This is a genomic window from Streptomyces sp. NPDC001380 (genome assembly GCF_042895785.1).
Lineage (GTDB): Bacteria > Actinomycetota > Actinomycetes > Streptomycetales > Streptomycetaceae > Peterkaempfera.
In genome coordinates this window covers 46,470-70,117 of sequence record NZ_JBIAWP010000005.1, presented here as the reverse complement: position 1 = coordinate 70,117, position 23,648 = coordinate 46,470, and the positions used below count along the sequence as shown (strand labels likewise).

Genomic DNA, 23,648 nt, shown 5'->3' with positions numbered 1-23,648 from the left:
CGGCCGGCCCTGCGGCATGTCCTGGGGTCAGCGGCCGCGGCCGTGGTCGCCCTGGCTGCCGTGGTCGCCCTGGTTTCCGGAGCCGCCCTGGCTGCCGGTGCCGACCGGGGTGGTGGTACCCGGGGTGCCCGGGTTCGGGTTGCCGGGGGTGCCCGGGTCGTTGTGGTCGCCGCGGCCGTCGTGGTCGCCGCGGCCCCGGCCGTCATGGCCACGGCCGTCGTGGTCACGGCCGTCGTGGTCGCCGCGGCCCCGGCCGTCGTGGTGACGGCCGTGGTGCCGGTCGCGGTCGCCCCAGGTCTCGCGGTCGATCACGCGGCCCCGGTCGTCCCGCAGCACGGCGGTGTCCTCGCGGTCCCACAGCGGCCGCCAGCGGCCCTGGAACACCTCGTGGCGGTGGTCGCGGCCGCGCCCGGTGTAGACCCGGACCTCGTCGTGCCCGCGCAGGTAGAGGTGGCCGAAGCGGTAGGTGTGGCGGTCGCGGTCCGAGAGGGTCCAGCCCTCCAGGTCCACACCGTGGCGGCCGGTGTTCACGACGGTGATCCACTCACGGCGGGCGTCGCGGTCGTGATGGACCCGGCCGAGCTCGACCGAAGCGCGCGGGTCGCGCTCGAGGCCGTGGCGCCCGTGGTCGTGGTCGGCGGCCTGGGCCGCGCCGGCACCGAGGACGACCGCCGTGGCGGCGGCGAGGAGGGTGGAGGCGATGCGGCGTGCGTGCATGTGTGTCCCCATGGTTCGTTGGCGCCGCCCAGGTGCGGCTGCGCCGTTGGAATGACCGTATGAGGGGTTCGGGGCGCGTCGCCCCTGCTCGCGGCGGTATTCGCTCGGATAGGTGGTCCTGGGGCGGGGGCCCCGGGTCGGAGCCGGGCACCGGGCGCGCGCCGGTCCCGGTTCCCGCGCACCGCCCCCGCTCCGGGGGGCACGACCGCGCCCCCTGCCGGGGGGACCCGGGAGGGGGCGCGGCCCGGCGGCGCGGGGGCGCGACCGGAGGGGCGGAGCGGTCAGGCGTCGACCCGCTCCCGCGCGGCCTCGTCGTCCGCCCTGCGGCGGGAGGCGACGAGGCTGGTCACCGTGGTGACGGCCAGCACGGTGCAGATGACGCCCAGCGAGAGCGGGATGCCGATCTCGGGGACGTGCACGCCCGCCTCGTGCAGGGCGTGCAGCACCAGCTTCACACCGATGAAGCCCAGGATGATCGACAGGCCGTAGGAGAGGTGGACCAGCTTCGTCAGCAGGCCGCCGATGAGGAAGTACAGCTGCCGCAGGCCCATGAGGGCGAAGGCGTTGGCGGTGAAGACGATGTACGGGTCCTGCGTCAGCCCGAAGATCGCGGGGATGGAGTCGAGGGCGAAGAGCACGTCGGTGGTGCCGATCGCCACCATGACGACGAGCATCGGGGTGATCAGGCGCCGGCCGCCCTCCCGGACGACCAGCTTCGTCCCGTGGTAGCGGTCGGTGGCGGGGAAACGCTTCTGCACGGCCTTGAGCAGGCGGTTCTCCTCGAACTCGTCCTCCTCCTCGTCGGAGCGCGCGTCCTGGACGAGCTTCCAGGCGGTCCAGATCAGGAACGCGCCGAAGAGGAAGAAGACCCAGGAGAAGCTGCCGATCACGGCGGCGCCGGCCGCGATGAAGACGGCGCGGAGCACGAGGGCGATCAGCACGCCCACCATCAGCACGCGCTGCTGGTAGGCCCGCGGCACGGCGAACTTCGCCATGATCAGGATGAAGACGAAGAGGTTGTCGACGCTGAGCGACTTCTCGGTGATGTACCCGGCGAAGAACTCGCCGGCCGGCTGCGCGCCGGAGTGCCACCACAGGAAGCCGCCAAAGAGGACCGCCAGCACGACCCAGACGGCGGTCCAGGCACCGGCCTCCCGCAGGGAGACCTCGTGCGGCTTGCGGCCGCCGATGAAGAAGTCGGCAGCGATGAGGGCGCACAGCGCCAGGATGGTCGAGGCCCACATGGCCAGGGAGACGTCCACTGCACCTCCGGCAGATTCGGCGGACATTCGTCGGCTGCCGGAGGTCTCTTCCGTCCGCGGCTGGGCGGACCAACGCCCCCGGGTGCCGCCGGCTCTGCCGGACGGCGCCGTGATGACGAGGACGCTGCGGGGGAGTACTCCCCTCCGATGCAAAGAACTCTACCCCAAGAACCAAGAGAAGGTAAAGAAAGACCCTGTGAAGGTAAAGAGCGCCGGGGTGCGGAGCGTCAGGTGAGCCGGCGCAGCAGGTCGGTGACGACGGTGCTGCCGGGTGCCGGGACCAGCGGCTCGAAGGTCCACACGTGCTCCACCCACGGGTCCGCCAGACAGTCCTGGGGAACCGGGGACAGCCTGGTCAGGCCGCGCCAGAACGGGTCCAGTGCCGGCCCGTACCCGGCTGCGTCCGCCCGGTCCGCGACGAGCAGCAGGTGGACCCCCGCGGCCGGCCCCTCCTCGGCGAGGTAGCGCAGCCCGCCCACCGTCCGGTCGTCGAACCCGTACGGGAAGTCGTGCACCAGCAGCAGCCGCGCGGCCCGGTCCACGGACGGCGGGAGGGCGTCGTCCGCCCCGCCCCGCAGCGCCATCCGGACCAGGTCGACGCGCTTCACGAGCGAGTCCACCAGTGCCGCCACGGCGGGGAGGCCGGTCGCGGGCGGTCCGGCCAGGAGGCCCGCGCGGGCGAAGGGCGCCAGTGCGGCGGCCGCCGCACCGTCGGGGTCCACGGCGTGCAGCAGCATGCCGCCCGGCGGACGGCAGGCCAGCAGGCGGGCGGCGAGGGCCGCGGCGACCGCCGCCGCGGTGCCGCGCAGCCCTCCGCGGCCAGGCGGCGGGCCGGGGACACCGGGGTCCGGGACGCCGAGGTCCGGGACGCCGTGGTCGGGCGAGGCGCCGGCGTCGACCCAGAGGCCGCGCGACAGCGGCATCCGGACCAGCATGGGGACGCGCAGCCCGGGGTGGTCGGGCAGGTGGAGGTCGCCGAGGCGCACCGCGTACGGGGGCTCCTCCCCCGGGGCGCGCCAGTCGGCCCAGACGGGGGCGTCCCACCGGGCCATGGGTGCGGGCATCGCGGCCTCCACCGCCCGCATCTCGGCCAGCAGCTGGGCGCTGTCGCGCTCCAGGACCTCCCGTGCCCGCCGCTCCAGGTCGTCGCGGCGGGCACGGATCTCCCGGCGGGCGGACTCGGCGGCGGGCCCGAAGCGGGCGGCGGGATCGGCGAGCAGGGCTTCGAGCTCGGCCTCCTGCCGGCTGTCCGCGAAGTCCGCGGCGGAGCGGTAGGCGGCGGCCGAGCGGGCGGCGTCCTCGAAGACGCCCCACACCTGGTTGTACAGGCGCTCGTCCATGGTCAGGCCCGGGGCGTCGCCGGCGACGGGCACCGGCGGCCCGGCGGTGGCGGGCGGAGGCGTCGGGGCGGTGGTGGTGGGGGCCGTGGCGGACGGGGCGGTGGCGGACGGGGCGGGACGGGGATGCCCGGAGCCGAGGTGCACGGGGCGGTCGGGTCCGGCGGTGACGGCGGCCGCCAGCGCGGCGGCGTCCGGCACACCGTGGTCGTGCAGCAGTGCCGCCATGCCGCCCGCGTAGCCCTGGCCGACGGCGCGCACCTTCCAGGCCCCCGCCCGGAGGTAGAACTCCAGGGCGACCACGGCGGTCTCCGCGGTGAGCCCCGCGAGGGTGAAGGAGGCCACCCCGGTGCCGTCCGGAGTGGCCACGTCGGTGTGCGGGGCCGCAGTGGCGCCGAAGGCGCCCGCACCGGGCGGCAGCGCCAGGGCGAGGTGCAGCCGCTCGACCCCCGGGGGCAGCGCGCCGAGGTCGAGGGCGAGGTGGTGGCCGGCCGCCGGCGGCCCCGGCGCGGCGACGCCCGGGGGCGGCGCGGCGCCGCAGTGGGCGACACGGCCGGGGCCGGGGGCGCGGCCGGAGCCGTCGGTGAGCACCACCGCGGCGGCCACCGGCCGGGCGGCCGAGACCCGGACCTCCAGTCGTGCGGAGGGCAGCGGGTGGTTCTGCCCCGGTACCAGTTCGGCGGTCACCGCCCGTGCCCCTCCCCCTGTGCCCCTCCCCCGCCGCCTGCTACAGGAACGGCGCGATGGCGGGGAGCATGTCCTGAAAGGTGCGGGCCTGCGCCGGGGCGCCGATCGCGGCCATCTGCCAGCCGCCGGACCCGTCGCGGTACACCTTGGCCATGATCTGGCCGGTGTGGGCGCCGCCGCCGGCCAGGTCGTAGCGGGCGAGCTCCTGGCCGGTGGCCTCGTCGACCAGGCGGCAGTGGGCGTTCTCCACCTGCTGGAAGTTCTGCCCGGTGTAGGAGCTGACGGTGAAGACGATCTGGGTGATGTGCACCGGCACGCGGGGCAGGTCCACCAGGATCGACTCGTCGTCGCCGCCCGCACCGACACCGCCGACGAGGTTGTCGCCGGTGTGGCGGATCGAGCCGTCGTTGCTCACCAGGTGCTGGAAGAAGACCACGTCGGACGGGGTCTTGTCGGCGTAGAGCAGCGCCGAGGCGTCGAGGTCGATCTCGCGGGTGCGGGTGCCGAACAGGCCGCGCCGGGCGGCGGCCTTCCATCCGAGGCCCATCCGCACGACCGACAGCGACTCTCCCGTGGACTTCTGCAGGCTGACACTCTGGCCCTTCGCCAGGTTCACCGTCACGATGCCGTCCTCTCCTCCGGATCGCCCCGATGCCCTGACGGCCGAGGCCCCCCTCACACGTGTTCCGGCGCGGCACCGCGGTCGCGGGAGCGCGCCGCGGGAACAGGATCAGCCCCCGCCGTGCACACCCTATGGCCAACCGGGTCCGCCGCCACGCAGGGCCTACCCCTTTGTGGCGCTGCTGAGACATTCCCCCGGCGGACGCCCGGGGAGGGCGTCCGCCGGGGGGAGGTGGTTCAGACCATGCCCGCCTCGCGCATCTGGCGGAGCTCCTTCTTCAGCTCCCCGACCTCGTCGCGCAGCCGCGCCGCGACCTCGAACTGCAGCTCGGCCGCGGCAGTGTGCATCTGGTCGGTGAGGCTCTGGATCAGCTCGGCCAGCTCCGCGGCGGGCAGGGACTTGGCGTCGCGCCCGTCGGTGCCGCCCTTGCCGAGGGCGGGGACGGGCGCCTTGCCCTTGCCCGCGCCGCGGTATCCGGTGGAGAGCAGCTCGGCGGTGTCGACGTCCTCGCGGGCGATGGTGTCGAGGATGTCGCCGATCTTCTTCCGCAGCGGCTGCGGGTCGATGCCGTGCTCCCGGTTGTACGCCGTCTGCTTCTCACGGCGCCGGTTGGTCTCCTCGATGGCCTTCTCCATCGCCGGGGTGATCCGGTCGGCGTACATGTGGACCTGGCCGGAGACGTTGCGCGCCGCGCGGCCGATGGTCTGGATCAGCGAGGTGCCGGAGCGCAGGAAGCCCTCCTTGTCGGCGTCGAGGATGGCGACGAGCGACACCTCGGGCAGGTCCAGGCCCTCGCGGAGCAGGTTGATGCCGACCAGGACGTCGTACTCGCCGGCCCGCAGCTCGCGCAGCAGCTCCACCCTGCGCAGGGTGTCGATGTCGCTGTGCAGGTACCGGACGCGGATGCCCAGCTCCAGCATGTAGTCGGTGAGGTCCTCGGCCATCTTCTTGGTGAGGGTGGTGATGAGGACGCGCTCGTCCTTCTCGGTGCGGGTGCGCACCTCGTGGACCAGGTCGTCGATCTGCCCCTGGGTGGGCTTGACGATCACCTCGGGGTCGACGAGGCCGGTGGGGCGGATGATCTGCTCCACCTGGCCGTCGCCGCGGGAGAGCTCGTACGGGCCGGGGGTGGCGGAGAGGTAGACGGTCTGGCCGATCCGCTCCTGGAACTCCTCCCACTTCAGCGGCCGGTTGTCCATCGCCGAGGGCAGCCGGAAGCCGTGCTCGACCAGGGTGCGCTTGCGGGAGGCGTCGCCCTCGTACATGGCGCCGATCTGCGGCACGGTGACGTGCGACTCGTCGATGACCAGGAGGAAGTCCTCCGGGAAGTAGTCGAGGAGGGTGTTGGGCGCGGTGCCCGGGGCGCGGCCGTCGATGAACCGGGAGTAGTTCTCGATGCCGGAGCAGGTGCCGATCTGGCGCATCATCTCGATGTCGTAGGTGGTGCGCATCCGCAGCCGCTGGGCCTCCAGCAGCCTGCCCTGCCTCTCCATGCGCTCCAGGGTCTCGGCGAGCTCCTTCTCGATCTCGCCGATGGCCCGCTCCATCCGCTCCGGCCCCGCCACGTAGTGGGAGGCGGGGAAGACGTAGAGCTCGCTGTCCTCGGAGACGATCTCGCCGGTGAGGGGGTGGAGGGTGTACAGCGCCTCGATCTCGTCGCCGAACATCTCGATCCGGACGGCCAGCTCCTCGTACACCGGGAAGATCTCGACGGTGTCGCCGCGCACCCGGAAGGTGCCGCGGGTGAAGGCGAGGTCGTTGCGGGTGTACTGGATGTCGACGAAGCGGCGCAGCAGGGCGTCGCGGTCGACCTCCTCGCCCACCTTCAGCGGGACCATGCGGTCGACGTACTCCTGCGGGGTGCCCAGGCCGTAGATGCAGGAGACGGAGGCGACCACGACCACGTCGCGGCGGGTGAGCAGCGAGTTGGTCGCGGAGTGGCGCAGCCGCTCGACCTCCTCGTTGATCGAGGAGTCCTTCTCGATGTAGGTGTCCGTCTGCGGGACGTACGCCTCGGGCTGGTAGTAGTCGTAGTACGAGACGAAGTACTCGACGGCGTTGTTGGGCAGCAGCTCGCGGAACTCGTTGGCGAGCTGGGCGGCGAGGGTCTTGTTGGGCGCCATCACGAGGGTCGGGCGCTGGAGGCGCTCGATCATCCACGCGGTGGTGGCGGACTTGCCGGTGCCGGTCGCGCCGAGGAGCACCACGTCCTTCTCGCCCGCGCGGATGCGGCGCTCCAGCTCGGTGATGGCGGCGGGCTGGTCGCCGTTGGGCTGGTAGGGGCTGACGACCTCGAAGGGCGCCACGGACCGCTTGATCTCGGTGATGGGTCGCACGACACCCACCGTACGACCCGGCACCGACAACCGGGGCCGGATCCCGCCGCGGCCGGACCGGCGGGCCGCACCGGCCCGCGGCACCGGCCTGACGGCCCGACGGGCGGGCGGCCGACGGGCGGCTCGGGCCTAGGAGACGGTCCGGGCGCCGTCGCGGGCGAGCGCGACCAGCCGGGAGACGGCCCGCAGGTACTTCTTGCGGTAGCCGCCCCGCAGCATCTCCTCGCCGAAGACCGCGTCGAAGGGCGTGCCGGAGGCGACGACCGGCAGCTCGCGGTCGTACATGCGGTCGGCGAGCACCACCAGGCGCAGCGCGGTGGCCTGGTCGGGGACCGGCCGCACGCCCCGCAGGAAGACCGCCTCCACGCCGTCGAGCAGCGCGCCGTAGCGGCTGGGGTGGACGGTGGCGAGGTGGTCGAGCAGGTCGCCGAAGTCGTCGAGCGAGGCGCCCGGGGTGCGGGCGGCGGCGGCGGTGACGGCGTCGTCGGCGTGCGGGGCCGGGGCCTCGGGCAGGCCGCGGTGGCGGTAGTCCTCGCCGTCGATGCGCAGCGGGCGGAAGTGGGCGGCGAGGCCCTGGATCTCGCGCAGGAAGTCGGCGGCGGCGAAGCGGCCCTCGCCGAGCCGGTCGGGGAGGGTGTTGGAGGTGGCGGCGAGCCGGACGCCGTTCTCCACGAGCCTGCCGAGCAGGGTCGAGACGAGGACGGTGTCGCCCGGGTCGTCCAGCTCGAACTCGTCGATGCAGAGCAGCCGGTGCCCGGAGAGCGCCTGCACGGCCTGCTGGAAGCCGAGGGCGCCGACGAGGTTGGTCAGCTCGACGAAGGTGCCGAACGCCTTGGGGCCGGGGACGGCGTGCCACAGGGAGGCCAGCAGGTGGGTCTTGCCGACGCCGTAGCCGCCGTCGAGGTAGACCCCGGCGGGGCCGGACGGCTCCTGCGCGGCCCGGCGGAACCAGCGGCGGCGGCCGCCGCCGCCCGCGCCGTCGTCCAGGCCGGCGGCGAACGCCTCCAGCACCCGGACCGCCTCGGCCTGGCTGGGCTGCCCGGCGTCGGGTATGTACGAGGAGAAGCTGACGCCGCCGAAGCGCGGCGGCGGCACCATCTCGGCCACCAGGCGGTCGGCGGGCACGACGGGGTGGCGCTCGCAGAGGCCGGCGGGGCGGGTGCGGGGAACGGCTGGCACGGTAGTACAGCCTACGGGGCGTGGAAGACTGCCCGGTATGCGCAGCCTCCTCACCGACCCCGCCGGCGCCGCCGACGCCCGCCGCCCCGCCGCCGACCCGGGGACCCTGGAGGGGCTGGCCGCCGTCTACGCCTACCCCGACGCCGCGGACCGGGGTGCCGGCACCCCGTGGCTGCGGGCCAACATGGTCGCCTCGCTGGACGGCGCCGCCCGCTGGGACGGCCACTCCGAGGGCCTGTCGGGCACCGCCGACAAGCGGGTCTTCGGGGTGCTGCGGGCCCTGTCGGACGTGGTGCTGGTGGGCGCGGAGACCGTCCGCAGCGAGGGGTACCGGCCCGCGCGGGCCCGGGAGGCCTTCGCGGCGGCCCGGGCGGCGCGCGGCCAGGCCCCGGCGCCGGCGGTCGCCGTGGTCAGCCGCAACCTGGACCTCGACTTCTCGGCCCCGCTCTTCACCGGGCCGCTGGTGCGCACGGTGGTGGTCACCGCCGAGGCGGCGCCCGCCGGGGCGCGCCGGGCCGCCGCGGAGGTCGCCGACGTGGTGGTGGCGGGCGGGGAGCAGGTGGACATGGCGGCGGCGGTGCGGGCGCTCGCCGACCGCGGCTGGACCAGGCTGCTCACCGAGGGCGGCCCGCGGCTGCTGGGCCAGCTGGCGGCGGCCGGGCTGCTGGACGAGCTGTGCCTGTCGCTGGCGCCGCTGGTCGTGGCGGGCGACGCGCCGCGGATCATGCACGGCCCGCAGCTCGCGGCGGCGCAGCGGATGGAGCTGCGCTCGCTGCTGGAGGAGGACGGCTTCCTCTTCGCCCGCTACGCGCGGGCCGGCCGGTAGCCGGGCCGGGGCCGGGCCGCTCCCTCCCGGGGCCGGGCCGCTCCCGCCGCCCCGTCCGGCGCGTCCCGGCGGCCCCGCACCCGGCCGGCCCAGCGTCCCCGTGTGATCTCGGCGACTCCGCCGCCCGCACCGTTCGCACGTGCGCGGATGCGGGGAAGGGCACTATGGGACCAGGCAGGGACCGGGGGCCTGGCAGAAGAGGGGACTCACGTGTTCACCACCGTACTGATGATCGAGAAGGCGCTCTCCGAGGCCGACATCGAGACGGTCACCACGCTCCACGGCGAGGAGGAGGTCTCCTTCGTCGTGCTGATGCAGCCGCGCGGGCGGCAGGACGAGCTGCTGAGGGCGCTGGACGACGTGGCGCTCGGGCACCTGGAGCAGGCGATGCACGAGCGCGGGGAGGACGAGGGCGCCACCCCCGCCGACCAGGCGCTGGCGCACACCCTGGACCGGCTGCGGGCCGCCGGGGCGCAGGCCGTCGGGCACGTGGTGGCGGACAACCCGCTCGGCATCCTGCGGACCGTGGTGGAGGACACCAAGGCCGACGAGGTCATCGTGCTGGCCGCGCCGCACTTCGTGGAGGAGTTCTTCCACCGCGACTGGGCCTCGCGGGCCCGGCACCGGGTCGGGGTGCCCGTCCTGAAGCTCTTCGCACACGACTCCTGAGCCCGGACCCCGCGTCCGGTGCCCCGGGCGCCGGGCCGCATGCCCCGGGGCGTCCGCGGCCGCGGCCCCGGACGCGGGACGGCCCCGCCGGGGAGCCGGGGCGGGACGGCCCGCCGCACCCCGTCCGGACGCGGGGCGCGGCGGCCCGCGCGGCGGGTGGTGCAGAATCGTCCTGGCGCCCGCGACGCCCCGCGCCGCGCGCCGCCGGACCGAGCAGCCCCAGCCCACCACCCCTCGGAGACATTCGTGAGCGACGCCCCGAGCGACCTGCGCGCCCCGCACTTCATCGGCATCGGCGGGGCCGGCATGTCCGGCCTGGCGAAGATCCTCGCCCTGCGCGGCGCCGAGGTGTCGGGCAGCGACTCCCGGGAGTCGGAGACCGTGGCGGCCCTGCGGGCCCTCGGCGTGCGGGTGTCCGTCGGGCACGCCGCGGAGAACCTCCCGGCGGGGGCCGGCTGCGTCGTCGTCTCCAGCGCCATCCGCCCGGACAACCCAGAGCTGGCCGAGGCCGCCCGGCGCGGTCTGCCGGTGATCCACCGCGCCGACGCGCTCGCCGCGCTGATGGCGGACCGGCGCGCCATCGCGGTCGCCGGCACCCACGGCAAGACCACCACCACCAGCATGCTCGCGGTCAGCCTCCGCGCCCTCGGCCTCGACCCGTCGTACGCGATCGGCGGCGACCTGGACGGGCCTGGCAGCAACGCGCACCACGGCGGCGGCGAGATCTTCGTCGCCGAGGCGGACGAGAGCGACCGCTCGTTCCACAAGTACGCGCCCGAGGTGGCGATCGTGCTCAACGTGGAGCTGGACCACCACGCCAACTACGCCTCCATCGACGAGATCCACGAGTCGTTCGAGGCCTTCGTCGGCCGCGTCGCGCCCGGCGGGACCCTGGTCGTCTCCGCCGACCACCCGGGCGCCCGCGAGCTGACCGCCCGGGTCTCGGGCCGCCCCGATCTGCGGATCGTCACGGTCGGCGAGTCCCCCGACGCGTCGCTGCGGATCCTCTCCGTGGTGCCGAAGGGCATGTCCAGCGAGGTCACCGTGGAGCTGGAGGGCGCACCGCTGGCCTTCACCGTCTCGGTGCCGGGCCGCCACTACGCCCACAACGCCGTCGCCGCCCTCGCCGCGGGCGCCGCCCTGGGCGTGCCCGCCGCCGACCTCGCCGAGGCGCTGGGCCGGTACACGGGCGTCAACCGGAGGCTGCAGCTCAAGGGCGCGGCCCGCGGGGTGCAGGTGATCGACTCCTACGCCCACCACCCCACCGAGATCGCCGCCGACCTGGACGCCATCCGGGAGAACGCCGACGGCGGCCGGGTCCTGGTGGTCTTCCAGCCGCACCTGTTCAGCCGCACCCAGCAGCTGGGGGCCGAGATGGGGCAGGCGCTGGCGCTGGCGGACGCGGCCCTGGTGCTCGACGTCTACCCGGCCCGCGAGGACCCCATCCCCGGCGTGACCAGCGACGTCATCATCGAGGCGGCCCGCAGCCACGGCCTGGACGCCACCGCGGTCCACACCATGGCCGAGGTCCCGGACGCCGTCGCGGCGCTCGCGCGGGAGGGCGACCTGGTGCTCACCATGGGCGCCGGCGACGTCACCGCCCTCGGCCCGGAAATCCTGGGCCGCCTCGACGGTGTTGTGGCCAGTGCCTGAACCGGGCGGCGCGCCCGGGCCGGGGACGGCAGGCACACGGAAGGAGCAGGCAGTGGAACCGCAGACCGGGAAGTACCGGGTCGAGAAGAGCGACGCCGAGTGGCGCGAGGAGCTCACACCCGCGGAGTACTACGTGCTCCGCGAGGCGGGCACCGAGCGGCCGCACACCGGCGAGTACACCGACACGAGGACCGTGGGCGTGTACTCCTGCCGGGCGTGCGGCGCGGAGCTGTTCACCTCCGGCACCAAGTTCGACAGCCACTGCGGCTGGCCCTCGTTCTACTCCCCGCTGGCCGAGGACCGGGTGGAGTACATCGAGGACACGTCCCTCGGCATGCGCCGGGTGGAGGTGCGCTGCGCGTCCTGCGGGTCGCACCTCGGCCACGTCTTCGAGGGCGAGGGGTACGACACGCCCACCGACCAGCGGTACTGCATCAACAGCATCTCGCTGCGGCTGCGCCCCGCGGACGGCGCCGAGGCCTGACGGCACCGGGGGCCGAGGGCACTGAAGGCCGACGGTGCCGAGGCCTGACGGCGCACCCGGGACGAACCCGGGCCGGGCGGGGCCGCTAGGCGGCCTGCCCGGCCCGGCCCGCCTGGTCGCCCGGGTCGACCCGGCTGTCCCGGCCGGACAGGCCGGCACGGTCGGCCGGGCCGACCAGGGCGCGCCGCTGGACGATCCGGGCCATGTCGTGGCCGGTGACGATGCCCACCAGCCGGCCGCCGTCCACCACCAGCAGGCGGGAGCCGCCGTGCTCGGCGGCCCGCTCCAGGGCCTCGGTGAGCGGCTCGCCCGGCGCGGCCGTGGTGCAGCGGGCCAGCGGCAGGGCCACGTCCCGCACCCGGGTCGTGGCGCGCTGCGCGGGCGGGAGGGCGGCGATCCGGCGGAGGGTGACCAGGCCGGTGGGCCGCCCGTCCACGTCCACCAGGGGCAGCGCGGAGTGGTGGCCGCGGGCCACCACCTCGTCGACGAAGCGGGCCGCGGTCAGCCAGTCCGGGCCGGTCTCCACCGGCGTGGACATGGCGTCCGACACCCGCAGTCCGTGCAGCGCGCCGCCCAGCGCCGCGCGCCGCCGTTCGGCTCCCGCGCTGACCGCCACGAAGAAGCCGATCAGCGCGATCCAGAACCCGCCGGACGAGCCGCCGAGCACCGAGAGCACCCCCAGCCCGATCAGCACGTACCCGACGACCTGGCCGCTCTGGTCGGCCACCTGCTCGGCCCGCGCCCGGTCCCCGGAGCGCCGCCACAGCAGCGCCTGGAGGACGCGGCCGCCGTCCAGCGGCGCGGCGGGCAGCAGGTTGAAGACGCCCAGGAGGAGGTTGGCCGAGCCCAGCCAGGCCAGCAGCGCCGCGGCCATCCCCCAGCCCAGCCCCGCGCGCAGCCCCAGGCCCGCCCCCAGGAAGGCGCCGCCCAGGACCAGGCTGGTCAGCGGCCCGCTGCCGGAGACGGCCAGCATCGTGCCGGGGGTCTGCGGCTGCCCCATCCGGGTCACCCCGCCCAGCGCCCAGAGCGTCATGTCCTCGACCTTGACCCCGGACCGGCGGGCGACCACGGCGTGCGCCCCCTCGTGCAGCACCAGGCTCCCCAGCAGCACGAGGGCGCCGACCAGCCCGGCGGCCGCGTAGGCGGCGCCCGTCCGCCCGGGCACCCACGCCGGCAGCACCTGCCGTCCCAGGCCGTAGCCGAGCACCACCAGCAGCAGCGGGACGCTCCAGTGCACCTTCAGCGGGATGCCGAAGACGCGGCCGATGCCGATCGAGCCGTCCAAGGCGGGCTCCTCTCCCTCGCGCCCCCGTCCTCCACGCTGCTCCGGGCCGCCGCCCGGGAGAAGGGCCCGATGGTCCCGAGGGCGGGGCCGGCGGGGCCGGGCCCCGCCCCGCGCGGCGGCGCGCCCGGCCCGGGCGGCCGCTCAGAGGTCCCGCACGCAGCGCCACTCCGCGAGGTACGGGCGGTAGCCGAACCGGGCGTTGACCGCGAGCATGGGCGCGTTGCCCGCGTCGTTGCCGGTGAGGGCCTCGGTGCAGCCCGCGCCGCGGGCGCGGTGCAGCGAGTCCGCCTTGACCAGCCGCGCCAGGCCCCGGCCCCGGTGGGCGCGCACGGTGCCGGTCATCCCGGAGAGGTACCGGCCGCGCCGGTCGGTGTGGGCGAGGGTGAAGGCGGCGACGGCGCCGTCCGCGAGGGCGACGGTGCTCAGGGCGCGGTCGAGGGCGGGGTGGTCCCAGGTGGTGGCGAGCCAGTCCTCGTACGCGACCGTGCCGACCGCGACGTCGCCCGGCTCGTCCCGGGACGCCTCGACGTCCGCCGCGTACAGCGGGCGGGGGTCGGCGGCGAGGTCCGCCGCCGTGCACAGGCGGACCCCCTCCGGGACGGGCGGGACGGGCGCCAGCGGGGATCCGGCGAGGTCGAGCCGCAGGGCGCGGGACCGCCGGCCCCGCCGGTAGCCGCGCCGCTCGGCGAAGCCCGGCGAGACGCCGTCGTCCACCGTCCAGGCGTGGACCCGGACGGCGCCCCGGCCGCGCAGGTACTCCTCGGCGGCCGCGAGCAGGGCGGTGCCCGCCCCCCGGCCCCGGTGGGCGGGGTGCACGGCCGGGTTGCAGAAGCCCTGGCCGGGCTCGGCGGCGTCGGCCACCAGGCCGGTGTGGGCGACGCCCGCCACCTCGCCGCCGCACTCGGCGACCAGGAGGCGGAAGCACTGCCCGGCGGGGGCCCGGCCGACCTGCCAGGCCACCGTCTCCGGCGTGGTCACCAGGTGCGGGTAGGCGGAGCGGACCGCCTCGGCGGCGGCGGGCGCGTCTGCGGGCCGGTACCCGCGCACGGTCGTGGTCACGATCCGGCACCGTACGCCCGGCGGAAGCCCGGCCGCCCGCGGTTTTCCGGCCCTCGGGGGCCCTTCGGCGGCGCGCGGGGGCGGCGAAGCTCAAATGAAGCTCTGAGAACGGCCTCCCCCGGTTGGCGGACGCGCCTGCGGGATACATCATCGGCATCCGGGTCGGGCACGGGGGTCTCGACCCGGCACCGCCCCCGGGGAGGCACGCCCTCCTCGGGGAGCGGCCCGCCCCCGGGGGCGGATCACCACAGCGCGGCGGCACGCAGGGGCGACGGAGCCCGGCCGGCCGGACCGCGCCTCACGAAGGGGGCGCCCATGGGACGCGGCACACCACTCCCCCGTCTCGGAGTGGGCATCGGCTGGCGGGCGGAGATCGACACGGTGGTGGAGCGGATGCCCGGCGTCGACTGGGTGGAGGTGGTCGCGGAGAACGTCTGCCCGGGCCACCTGCCGGAGTCGCTGCGGCTGCTGCGGGAGCGCGGCACGACCGTCGTCCCGCACGGCGTCTCGCTGGGTCTGGGCGGCGCGGACCTGCCCGACCCGGGCCGGCTGGCCTCGCTCGCCGCGACGGCGCAGGCGCTGGACGCGCCGCTGGTCACCGAGCACCTGGCGTTCGTCCGCGCGGGCGGGGCGGGCACCGGCCTGCCCCGCATGGAGGCGGGCCACCTGCTGCCCGTACCGCGCACCCGCGACGCCCTCGCGGTGGTGGCGGAGAACGTCCGCATCGCCCAGCAGGAGCTGCCGGTGCCGCTGGCGCTGGAGAACGTCGCCGCGCACCTGGCCTGGCCGGACGACGAGCTGACGGAGGGGCAGTTCCTCGCCGAAATGGTGGAGCGGACCGGGGTGGGGCTGCTGGTGGACGTCGCCAACCTGCACACCAACCGGGTCAACCTCGGCCTGGACCCGGCGGCCGAGCTGGCCCGCCTGCCCCTGGACGCGCTCGCCTACGTGCACGTCGGCGGCGGGGTGATGGTCGACGGGGTGTGGCACGACACCCACGCCCACCCGGTGACCGGGCCGGTGCTGGAGGTGCTGGCCGAGCTGTGCGCCCGTACCGCACCGCCCGGTGTGCTGCTGGAGCGGGACGACGCCTTCCCGCCGCCCGCCGCGCTGGCCGCCGAGCTGGACGCGGTGCGCGGGGTGCTGCGGAGGGGGGTGGCGGCAGGTGTCTGAGGAGTACGAGTACCTGGTGGCCCGGGGTGCCGGGGAGCCCGGCACGGTCCTCGCCCGCGCCGGGCTGGCGCACCGCCAGGCGGAGCTGCTGGCGGCCCTGGTGGCGGGCGGGCCGCTGCCGGACGGCTTCGACGCGGCGCAGGTGCGGGTGCAGGCGGCGGGCCTGGCCGCGAAGCGGCGGGACACGGTGGCCAAGGTGGCGCCGGAGCTGCCGGTGCTGCTGGGCGGCGGGTTCGCCCCGGCCTTCCGGCGGTACGCGGAGGGCTCGGCGCTGTCCGGCGGCTACCGGGCGGACGCGCTCGCGTTCGCCCGCTGGGCCCTGGACCACGCGGACGGAATGACGAAGCGTCAGAGGCGTGCGCTGGAGCGGTGGTACGCCGACCGGGCCGGACCGGCGCCGCGCCGTACGGTCCGGGCCCTGCTGGGCTCGCTGCCGGGCTCGCTCGCGGGGCCGTCGCCGCGCCCGGGGGGCCGGCCCGCGGGGCGGGGGGCCGCGGGACGGGGAACCGCGGGGCGGGGGCCCACGGGGCGGCGGGGAGGGGGACGCTGATGTGGGGGACGGAGTTCGCGGTGGCGAGCACGGCGGTGCTGGCCGCGTCGGTCAACGCCGGCTGGGCGGGCGCCCGGATGCGCCGGGCGCCCGCGCCGCACGGCCTGCCGGGGCGCGGTCTGCCGCTGCTGGAGGCGGCGTTCCTGGCCGGGGGGCCGAGGCGGGCGGCGGAGGTCGCGCTGGTGCGCATGCAGCAGCAGGGGAGGGCCGTCGTCTCCCGCGACGGGACGGTCACGGTGACCGACCCGCAGCCGTGGGACGAGGTGGAGGCCGCGCTGGTCGCCGCCGCCGGGCCGGGCCGGCAGCGGCACGTGGCGGAGCTCCGGCCGGCGCTGATGCGCAGCCCCGCCGTCCAGGCGGTGGGCGACCGGCTGGCCGACCGCGGCCTGATGCGGCGGCCCGCCGCGCACCGGCGCGTCCGGACCGCCCGGAACCTGCTGGGCTGGGCGATGGCGCTGACGCTGGTGCTGGGGGCGGTGGCGACCTACCGGTGGGTGGACGCCCTGTCGGACCTCTCCGGGGACGGCGGCCTCTTCCCGCCGTTCCCCGCCTTCCTGGGGGTCTTCGTGTACGGGCTGCTGGTGATGGTGGTGACGTCGCCGGGGCGCGGCCGGATCAGCCCGGCGGGACGGCGCCAGCTGCAGCTGATGCGGGCCGGCGGCGGGCCGTGGCGGCCGCACGACGCGATGGCGGCGCCGGACCCGGCGCTGCTGGGCGCGCTGGCGCTGGGCGGTACGGCGATGATCGCCGACCCGGCCCTGCGGTCGGCGCTGACCCCGGTGCCGGGCGGGACCGGCGCGGGCGGCCCGGGGTCCGCGGGCTCCGGTGCGGACTGGTCGCCGGCGGTCTGGTGCGGGGCGTCGCCGGGGGGATCGGACGGCGGCGGGTCGGGCTGCGGCTCGTCCTCGAGCTGCGGCTCGTCCTCGAGCTGCGGGTCGTCCTCCAGCTGCGGGTCGTCCTCCAGCTGCGGGTCGTCCTCCAGCTGCGGGTCCTCGTCGAGCTGCGGCAGCAGCACCTGACGCGCCGCCGCCCCGCGCCGGGGCACGGCGCGGGGCGGCGGCGACGGGGCGTCAGGCCAGGCCGGCCAGCAGCTCGGCGACTGGCTTGCGGCGGCCGGTGTAGAACGGCACCTCCTCGCGGACGTGCAGCCGGGCGCTGGAGGCGCGCAGGTGGCGCATCAGGTCCACGATGCGGTGCAGCTCGTCGGCCTCGAAGGCGAGCAGCCACTCGTAGTCGCCCAGCGCGAACGAGGCGACGGTGTTGGCCCGCACGTCGGGGTAGCCGCGCGCCATCATGCCGTGCTCGGCGAGCATCCGGCGGCGGTCCTCGTCGGGGAGCAGGTACCAGTCGTACGAGCGGACGAACGGGTACACGCAGACGTAGCCGCGCGGCTCCTCGTCGGCGAGGAAGGCCGGGATGTGCGACTTGTTGAACTCCGCGGGCCGGTGCAGCGCCATGTTCGACCAGACCGGCTCCAGGTGGCGGCCCAGCCCGGTGCGGCGGAAGCGGTTGTAGGCGTCCTGCAGGGCGTCGGAGGTCTCCGCGTGCCACCAGACCAGGACGTCGGCGTCGGCGCGCAGCCCGGAGACGTCGTAGGTGCCGCGCACCACGACGTCCTTCTCCCTCAGCTGCGCGAAGAGCTCGTCGACCTCGGCGGCGTACGCGGAGCGGTCCTCCGGCAGCGCCTCCTTGAGGCGGAAGACCGACCACATGGTGTAGCGGACGACCTGGTTGAGGTCGCGGGCCTTCTTCTTCTCGGGCTGGGTGCTCTCGCTCATGGCCTCATTCTCCTCCTCCTCGGGGGTCCTCGGTCCACCGGGTCCCGGGCGGCTCGCCGGGGCGCCGCCCCCGGGCGGTCTCACCGGGCGGCCGTCGCGGCGAGGGCGCCGGCGACCGCGTCGGCGGCCTGCCGCGCGCTCGCGACGCAGGCCGGGATGCCGACGCCGTCGTACGCGGCGCCGCACAGTGCGAGCGTGCCGTGGCGGGCGGCCCGCTCCCGGATCCGCCGCACCCGGTCGGGGTGCCCCACCGGGTACTGCGGCAGGCCGCCCTGCCACCGGGTCACCTCGGTCGCGTACGGGACGGCCTCCAGCCCCACGGCCTCCCGCAGGGCCGCCAGCGAGCGGGCGACCAGCTCCTCGTCGGGCAGGCCCAGCTCGGCGTCCTCGCCGTGCCGGCCGACCGAGGTCCGCAGCAGGAAGCGGTCCGGCGCGGAGCGGTCGAGCCAGCCCCACTTGTTGGTGGAGAAGGTGGACGCCTTGATCGCGCGGCCGTCCACCGGCGGCACCAGGAAGCCGCTGCCGGTCAGCCCGGCGGGCATCGCCGCGCGGTCGAAGGCCAGGGTCACCAGGGCCATGCCCGCGTACTCGACCGCCGCGAGGTCGGCGGCGGCCGCGGGCTCCTCGGCGGCGAGGAGCCGGGCCGCGGCGGGGGCCGGGACGGCCAGCACGACGGCGTCGGCGTCGAGCCCGTGCTCGCCGTCGGCGTCACGGACGGCCAGCCGCCAGCCGTGCGGGGTGCGGCGCAGCGCGCGGACCTCGGTGCCGGGGCGCAGCTCGGCCCCGGCGGCGCGGGCCGCGTCGGCGACCGCGCCGGGGAGGCGGCCGACACCGCCGGCGATGCCCTGGAAGACCGGCGGGGGCGTCGCCGGCGCGGCCGCGGCGGCGCGCTGCTGGAGGGCTCGGACGCCCTCCACGAGGGAGCCGCCGCTCCGGGCCAGGGGCAGCAGCTGGGGCACGGCGGCCCGGAGCGAGATCCGGTCGGCGTGACCGGCGTAGACGCCGCCGAGCAGCGGCTCGACCAGGCGGTCCACGACCTCCCTGCCGACCCGGGCGGCGACCCAGTCGCCGATGGAGACGTCGTCGCCGACCTCGGTGGGGGGCAGGACGAGGTCCTGCCGGACGCGCTCCAGGCCCTCGGGGGAGAGCACGCCGCTGCGCTCCAGCGCCTCCAGGTCCCCGGGCACGCCCATGACGTGGCCGGTGGGCAGCGGGTGCAGCGCGCCGCGGGTCCAGAGGGCGGCCCTGGCGGTCGCCGGGGGCTCCAGCGCGTCGGCCAGGCCGACGTCGCGGGCGAGGTCGACCGCCTCGGGGCGGCGGGCCAGCATGGACTCGGCGCCGAGGTCCACGGCGACGCCGCCGACCTCGCCGGGGCGGAGCTTGCCGCCGAACCGGGCGGAGGCCTCCAGGACGGTCACCCGGGCGCGCGGGCCGCCCCCGCCCGCGGCGCCGGTGAGGAACGCGGCCGCGGCCAGGCCGGCGATACCGCCGCCGACGACGACCACGTGCGGCGGCCCGCCCTCCGGGCCGGCTGCGGGGTCGGTGCGTCGGTCGGCGGCTGCGCTCGGGTTCATGGTCCCACTCTCGCAGACCGGGGCGGGCGGGCAGGACGGACGGGCGGCCCGTCCGCGGGGGCCGTCCGGCCCGGCGGGGAGCAGGCGGAGCCCCGGCGCGGAACGGGCGGGGGACCCGCGATCGCGGGCGTTCCGGACCGTGACCCTTTCGCAACGTGCGGTCGGGAACGCGGGACGGCCGGCCGCGTCCCATCCCTGTCGCCGCCGGATCGGCGGCGGGACGGTGCGGGCGGTCCGCAGGGGCCAGCGGGACAGGACGAGGGGGAACGGGGATGAGCGGCAGAGCGGCCACCGCCGCGGGGGGTGCGCTGCTGGCGGCGCTGGCCCTGCTGGGCGCGGGGTGCAGCGCCGGGAGCGGCAGCGGCCCGGGCGCGGCGGACAAGGCGGTGCCGGGCGCGGCCCGGGCGCAGGACTCCGCGGCGGGCGGCGCGGCGAAGGGGGGCGGCGGCAGGGCCGCGGCGGCCCTGCCGGGCGCCGGCCCCACGGGGGCGGGGACCCCGGCGGGGAGCCCGTCCGCCGCGGCGACCGCGGGGCGGTCCATCGCGTACACCGCCGAGCTGGAGCTGGAGGCCGCGGACGTGGCGGGCACGCTGGAGCGCCTGCACGGCCTGGTCACCGGCGCGGGCGGCTACGTGAGCAGCGAGACGGCGTCCGGCCAGGGGGGTGCGGCCACGCCCGGCGGGGATCCGCAGGAGGGGGCGCAGCTGGTGGCGAAGGTGCCGGCGGCCGCCTTCGACCGGACCCTGGCGGGCGCCGGGCGGCTGGGGCGGGTGCTCCGGCGGCACCGCGAGGCCGAGGACGTCACCGACCGGGTGGTCGACGTGGAGAGCCGGCTGAGGACGCAGCGGGCCAGCGTGGCGCGCGTCCGCGCGCTCATGGACCGGGCGGCCGGCATCACCGACGTGGTGGCCCTGGAGGCCGAACTGGGCCGGCGGGAGGCGGACCTGGAGTCGCTGGAGCGGCAGCAGCAGGAGCTGGCCTCCCGGACGGCGCTCTCCACCCTCACGGTCGACCTCGTCGCCCCCTCGCCGGGCCCGGCCGCGGCGCCGGGCGGCGGGCACCGGGGGTTCTGGGCGTCGGCGGGACACGCGCTGGGGGCGGGCTGGCACGCGCTGTACGTGACCGCGCGCGGGCTGCTGGTGTGCCTCGCGGCCGTCGCGCCCTTCGCCCTGGTCCTGGCGCCCGCCGGATGGCTCGCGGTGCGGCTGGGGCGGCGGCGCCGGGCGGCGGGCCGCGTACCGGCCGCCCCGCCGGGGCCCGTGGAGCCGGCGGCCCCGGCCGGGGGGAGCTGACCGGAGGGGCCGCCCCCGGCCCGGGCGCGGCGGCCCGCCCCGGACCGGAGGGCAGCGGGGCGGGCCGCCGGACCGGCGGGCGATGCCGGACCGGCGGGCGATGCCGGACCGGCGGGCGATGCCGGATCGGCGGACGGCACCGGTCAGGAAGCGGTACCGGTCAGCGGGCGGTACCGGTCAGGGGGCGGTGCCGGTCAGCGGGCGGTCGCCTCGTGGACGTACGCCACCAGGCGGGTCAGCGCGTCGGGGTCGGTGGTGGGCAGCACGCCGTGGCCGAGGTTGAAGACGTGGCCGGTGCCGCCGAGGGCCCCGGCGGCGGCGAGCACCTCGTCGGCCTTGGCCCGCACCGCCGGCTCGGGGGCGAAGAGCACCGCCGGGTCGAGGTTGCCCTGGAGGGCCTTGCCGGGGCCGACCCGCCGGTGCGCCTCGTCCAGCGGCACCCGCCAGTCGACACCGACGACGTCCGCGCCGGCCTCGCCCATCAGTCCGAGCAGCTCGCCGGTGCCCACGCCGAAGTGGATGCGGGGCACGCCGTACCCGGCGACGGCGTCGAAGACCTTGCGGCTGGCGGGCATCACGGAGGCCCGGTAGTCCCGGGGGGCGAGGGCGCCGACCCAGGAGTCGAAGAGCTGCACGGCGGAGGCGCCCGCCTCGATCTGCACCTTGAGGAAGGCCGCGGTGATGTCGGCGAGGCGGTCGAGCAGGTCGGCCCAGAGCTCGGGCTCGCCGTACATCATCGCCTTGGTGCGCTCGTGGTTCTTCGACGGGCCGCCCTCGACCAGGTAGCTGGCGAGGGTGAAGGGCGCGCCGGCGAAGCCGATCAGCGGGGTGGCGCCGAGCTCGTCCACCAGCAGGCCGACGGCCTCGGTGATGTAGCGGACGTCGTCCGGCTCCAGCGGGCGCAGCCGCTCCAGGTCGGCGCGGGTGCGGATCGGGTCGGCGACGACGGGGCCGACGCCGGGCTTGATGTCGAGGTCCAGGCCGATGGCCTTGAGCGGCACCACGATGTCGCTGAAGTAGATGGCCGCGTCCACCCCGTGCCGGCGCACCGGCTGCAGGGTGATCTCCTTGACCAGGTCGGGCCGCATGCAGGAGTCGAGCATCGCCACGCCCTCGCGCACCTTGAGGTACTCGGGCAGCGACCGGCCGGCCTGCCTCATGAACCACACGGGGGTGTGCGGCACGGCCTCGCGCCGGCAGGCGCGCAGGAAGGCCGAGTCGTGGGCGGCGCCGCGTGCCGCGGCGGGCTGCCGGGTGCTGGTGCCGGGCGTCGGTACGGGGGTCGCTGCGCTGGTATCGCTCACGGGGGAAATCTTCGCACGCGCCCCGCGGCGCCCGTGCCGCCCGGCGGCCCTGCCGCCCTGCCCGCCCTGCTGCCGGGGAGCGCCGGTCCCCCGCGGCGCGCGGGCGCGGACCGCCACGGTCCCGCCCCGGTCCCTCCCCGGCCGCCGGGAGCGCTCTCCGCCGCGCCGCGCCGGGCGCGTTCCACCGATCCGCGGGCCGCCCGCCCTACGCTTCGGCTCATGGCAGCGGTCAGCGGAGGTCCCGCACACGGCGGCGGCCCGGGCGAGGACGCCCGGCCCGCGGCGTTCCGCGACGCTGTCGGGGCGCTCTCCGCGGCCAGGCTGCGGCCGGAGGTGCGGCTCGGCTCCGCGCCGGCGCCGCGCCGCCTCGCGCCGTACGCGCACGCCCTGACCGCCTCCGTGGAGGTCGACGGCGAGGAGCTGGCCGAAGGGCGGCTGGTGCTGCTGCACGACCCGGCCGGACACGAGGCCTGGCAGGGGAGCTTCCGGGTGGTGACCCTGACCCGGGCCGAGCTGGAGCCGGAGATGGCGGGCGACCCGCTGCTGTCCGAGGTGGGCTGGGCGTGGCTGCTCGACGCGCTGGGTGCGAACGCCGCCCGGTACACGGAGGCAGGGGGCACGGTGACCCGCTGCGCCTCCCAGTACTTCGGCGCCCTCGCGGAGCGCGACAGCTCCACCGAGATCGAGGTGCGGGCGTCGTGGACGCCCGCCGACGGGCGGTTCGAACGGCACCTGGCGGCCTGGGGCGACCTGCTGTGCGCCTGCGCCGGGCTGCCCCCGGCGGCACCGGCGCACGGCGCGCCCCCGGACGCGCCGTCGCTCGGCGGAGTGGTTCCGATGCCGGCCCGTCGGCGTCCGCGCTCACGCTGAGTATCCAGCGAACCCCCTTTTTTCACTTAGAGTGTCGACAAAATGACCGTTGTCGATCGAACTTGAGCGCCCTCTGGTCGAACTCGACCGATCTAGTGCACGATTTGTCCGGATTGCGTGTCCCTCGATCGTGATCGCCCGCTAAAGCCCCCCGGGGTCGGTGCCGAAGCAGTGAGTGACCCTTTCCGCAAGCGGAACCCCAGCGCCCCCACCGGGGTTCCGTCCCGCCACTCCCCTATCAGGAGGCCTGGTGTCGGTTCTTCTCGAGCACCCCGCAAACCTGGTCGCCTACCGTCCGACGAAGCCCACTGCCATGGTGGTCGTGGCGGACCCGCGTGTCCGCAACACCGTCACCCGGCATCTGTGGGCCCTGGGCGTGCGCGACGTCATCGAGGCGTCCTCCATCGCAGAGGCGAGGCCGCGGGTCAGCACTCCCCGCGACATCTGCGTGGCCGACGTCCACCTCCCGGACGGCTCCGGGCTGACCATCCTGGCCGAGACCAGGGCCGCGGGCTGGCCCAACGGCCTCGCCCTCTCCGCCGCCGACGACATCGGCGCCGTCCGCAGCGCCCTCGCCGGCGGCGTCAAGGGCTACGTGGTGACCGGCACCCGCGGGTCCATCGGCATGCCGGGACGCCCGGGCATGCCGCTGGGCGCCGCCGGGATGGCCGGCCGGATGCGCCGCCCGGGCATGCCCGGCACCCCGGGCGCACCCGCCGCACCCGGGACCCCCGGGGCGCAGCCCACCACCTACCGGGAGCTCTCCGGCCGGGAGGTGGAGGTGCTGCGCCTGGTCGCCGAGGGCCAGTCCAACAAGGCCATCGGCGTCGCCATGGGCCTGTCCGCACTGACCGTGAAGAGCCACCTGGCGCGGATCGCCCGCAAGCTGGGCACCGGCGACCGGGCCGGCATGGTCGCAGTGGCCCTGCGGACCGGCATCATTCACTGACCCCACCCGCCCACCACCCGGCCGGAGGAACGTTTCCCTGCC

The 23,648-nt window shown here is 76.6% G+C and carries 19 protein-coding genes and 1 pseudogene; 9 read left to right on the top strand and 11 right to left on the bottom strand.

Annotation, left to right across the window (positions count from 1 at the left end):
* Positions 1 to 27: 27 nt before the first annotated feature.
* The 6 genes from ACFY07_RS08460 to zapE all read right to left on the bottom strand — a co-directional run bounded on the left by ACFY07_RS08460 (position 28) and on the right by zapE (position 8,140).
* Positions 28 to 717, bottom strand: a complete 690-nt coding sequence (locus tag ACFY07_RS08460) for a lamin tail domain-containing protein (RefSeq protein WP_390867963.1) — start codon at positions 715 to 717, stop codon at positions 28 to 30.
* Positions 718 to 998: 281 nt separating this feature from the next.
* The gene (locus ACFY07_RS08455) at positions 999 to 1,979 is read right to left on the bottom strand and encodes a TerC family protein (RefSeq protein WP_230651127.1); all 981 of its coding nucleotides are present in this window, start codon (positions 1,977 to 1,979) and stop codon (positions 999 to 1,001) included.
* A gap of 227 nt (positions 1,980 to 2,206) precedes the next feature.
* Positions 2,207 to 4,003, bottom strand: coding sequence for a TerD family protein (locus tag ACFY07_RS08450; protein WP_390867962.1), 1,797 nt, complete (start codon positions 4,001 to 4,003; stop codon positions 2,207 to 2,209).
* 40 nt (positions 4,004 to 4,043) lie between these two features.
* Positions 4,044 to 4,625, bottom strand: a complete 582-nt coding sequence (locus tag ACFY07_RS08445; protein ID WP_390867961.1) for a TerD family protein — start codon at positions 4,623 to 4,625, stop codon at positions 4,044 to 4,046.
* A 236-nt stretch (positions 4,626 to 4,861) separates the two neighbouring features.
* Entirely contained in the window at positions 4,862 to 6,961 is a 2,100-nt protein-coding gene (gene uvrB / locus ACFY07_RS08440; protein WP_390867960.1) for an excinuclease ABC subunit UvrB, read from the bottom strand.
* A gap of 129 nt (positions 6,962 to 7,090) precedes the next feature.
* Complete coding sequence (zapE, locus tag ACFY07_RS08435) at positions 7,091 to 8,140, bottom strand: cell division protein ZapE (RefSeq protein ID WP_390867959.1); 1,050 nt, start codon at positions 8,138 to 8,140, stop codon at positions 7,091 to 7,093.
* 37 nt (positions 8,141 to 8,177) lie between these two features.
* Here zapE and ACFY07_RS08430 point away from each other — a divergent pair, with 37 nt between their 5' ends.
* The 4 genes from ACFY07_RS08430 (at position 8,178) to msrB (ending at position 11,772) form a co-directional block, all read left to right on the top strand.
* Positions 8,178 to 8,966 carry a pyrimidine reductase family protein gene (locus ACFY07_RS08430; RefSeq protein WP_390867958.1) on the top strand — a complete coding sequence of 263 codons (789 nt, stop codon included), beginning with the start codon at positions 8,178 to 8,180 and terminating at the stop codon, positions 8,964 to 8,966.
* Positions 8,967 to 9,176: 210 nt separating this feature from the next.
* Positions 9,177 to 9,635, top strand: a complete 459-nt coding sequence (locus ACFY07_RS08425; protein ID WP_390867957.1) for an indole-3-glycerol phosphate synthase — start codon at positions 9,177 to 9,179, stop codon at positions 9,633 to 9,635.
* A 306-nt stretch (positions 9,636 to 9,941) separates the two neighbouring features.
* Positions 9,942 to 11,288 (top strand): UDP-N-acetylmuramate--L-alanine ligase, encoded by a 1,347-nt coding sequence (gene murC / locus ACFY07_RS08420; RefSeq protein ID WP_390868111.1) that lies wholly within the window; start codon positions 9,942 to 9,944, stop codon positions 11,286 to 11,288.
* Between the two features lie 52 nt (positions 11,289 to 11,340).
* A complete protein-coding gene (gene msrB, locus ACFY07_RS08415; RefSeq protein WP_390867956.1) occupies positions 11,341 to 11,772 on the top strand; it encodes a peptide-methionine (R)-S-oxide reductase MsrB in 432 nt (143 codons plus the stop codon).
* A gap of 85 nt (positions 11,773 to 11,857) precedes the next feature.
* Here the strand turns inward: msrB and ACFY07_RS08410 are convergent, their stop codons facing one another.
* On the bottom strand, positions 11,858 to 13,057 hold the full coding sequence (locus ACFY07_RS08410) for a site-2 protease family protein (RefSeq protein ID WP_390867955.1): 1,200 nt from the start codon (positions 13,055 to 13,057) through the stop codon (positions 11,858 to 11,860).
* A 141-nt stretch (positions 13,058 to 13,198) separates the two neighbouring features.
* Positions 13,199 to 14,116 (bottom strand): GNAT family N-acetyltransferase, encoded by a 918-nt coding sequence (locus ACFY07_RS08405; protein ID WP_390867954.1) that lies wholly within the window; start codon positions 14,114 to 14,116, stop codon positions 13,199 to 13,201.
* A gap of 315 nt (positions 14,117 to 14,431) precedes the next feature.
* On the opposite strand from ACFY07_RS08405, the pseudogene ACFY07_RS08400 reads away from it, so the two are divergent.
* Together ACFY07_RS08400 and ACFY07_RS08395 are read left to right on the top strand one after the other, a co-directional pair.
* Positions 14,432 to 15,695 (top strand): annotated as a pseudogene (locus ACFY07_RS08400) (DUF692 domain-containing protein); the annotation flags it as partial.
* Between the two features lie 143 nt (positions 15,696 to 15,838).
* Positions 15,839 to 16,858 (top strand): TIGR04222 domain-containing membrane protein, encoded by a 1,020-nt coding sequence (locus tag ACFY07_RS08395; protein WP_390867953.1) that lies wholly within the window; start codon positions 15,839 to 15,841, stop codon positions 16,856 to 16,858.
* A 51-nt stretch (positions 16,859 to 16,909) separates the two neighbouring features.
* Here ACFY07_RS08395 and hemQ read toward each other — a convergent pair whose 3' ends face one another.
* Positions 16,910 to 17,617 carry a hydrogen peroxide-dependent heme synthase gene (hemQ, locus tag ACFY07_RS08390; RefSeq protein ID WP_390867952.1) on the bottom strand — a complete coding sequence of 236 codons (708 nt, stop codon included), beginning with the start codon at positions 17,615 to 17,617 and terminating at the stop codon, positions 16,910 to 16,912.
* An 80-nt stretch (positions 17,618 to 17,697) separates the two neighbouring features.
* Complete coding sequence (gene hemG / locus ACFY07_RS08385) at positions 17,698 to 19,191, bottom strand: protoporphyrinogen oxidase (RefSeq protein WP_390867951.1); 1,494 nt, start codon at positions 19,189 to 19,191, stop codon at positions 17,698 to 17,700.
* Between the two features lie 272 nt (positions 19,192 to 19,463).
* On the opposite strand from hemG, the gene ACFY07_RS08380 reads away from it, so the two are divergent.
* Positions 19,464 to 20,483, top strand: coding sequence for a DUF4349 domain-containing protein (locus ACFY07_RS08380; protein WP_390867950.1), 1,020 nt, complete (start codon positions 19,464 to 19,466; stop codon positions 20,481 to 20,483).
* 194 nt (positions 20,484 to 20,677) lie between these two features.
* On the opposite strand, the gene hemE is transcribed toward ACFY07_RS08380, so the two are convergent.
* The gene (hemE, locus tag ACFY07_RS08375) at positions 20,678 to 21,691 is read right to left on the bottom strand and encodes a uroporphyrinogen decarboxylase (protein WP_390868110.1); all 1,014 of its coding nucleotides are present in this window, start codon (positions 21,689 to 21,691) and stop codon (positions 20,678 to 20,680) included.
* 315 nt (positions 21,692 to 22,006) lie between these two features.
* Between hemE and ACFY07_RS08370 the strand changes: the two genes are divergently transcribed.
* Positions 22,007 to 22,657: a DUF3000 domain-containing protein gene (locus ACFY07_RS08370; protein WP_390867949.1), complete on the top strand. Its 651-nt coding sequence runs from the start codon at positions 22,007 to 22,009 to the stop codon at positions 22,655 to 22,657.
* Between the two features lie 250 nt (positions 22,658 to 22,907).
* On the top strand, positions 22,908 to 23,606 hold the full coding sequence (locus ACFY07_RS08365; protein ID WP_230651086.1) for a response regulator transcription factor: 699 nt from the start codon (positions 22,908 to 22,910) through the stop codon (positions 23,604 to 23,606).
* The last annotated feature ends 42 nt before the right edge of the window (positions 23,607 to 23,648 follow it).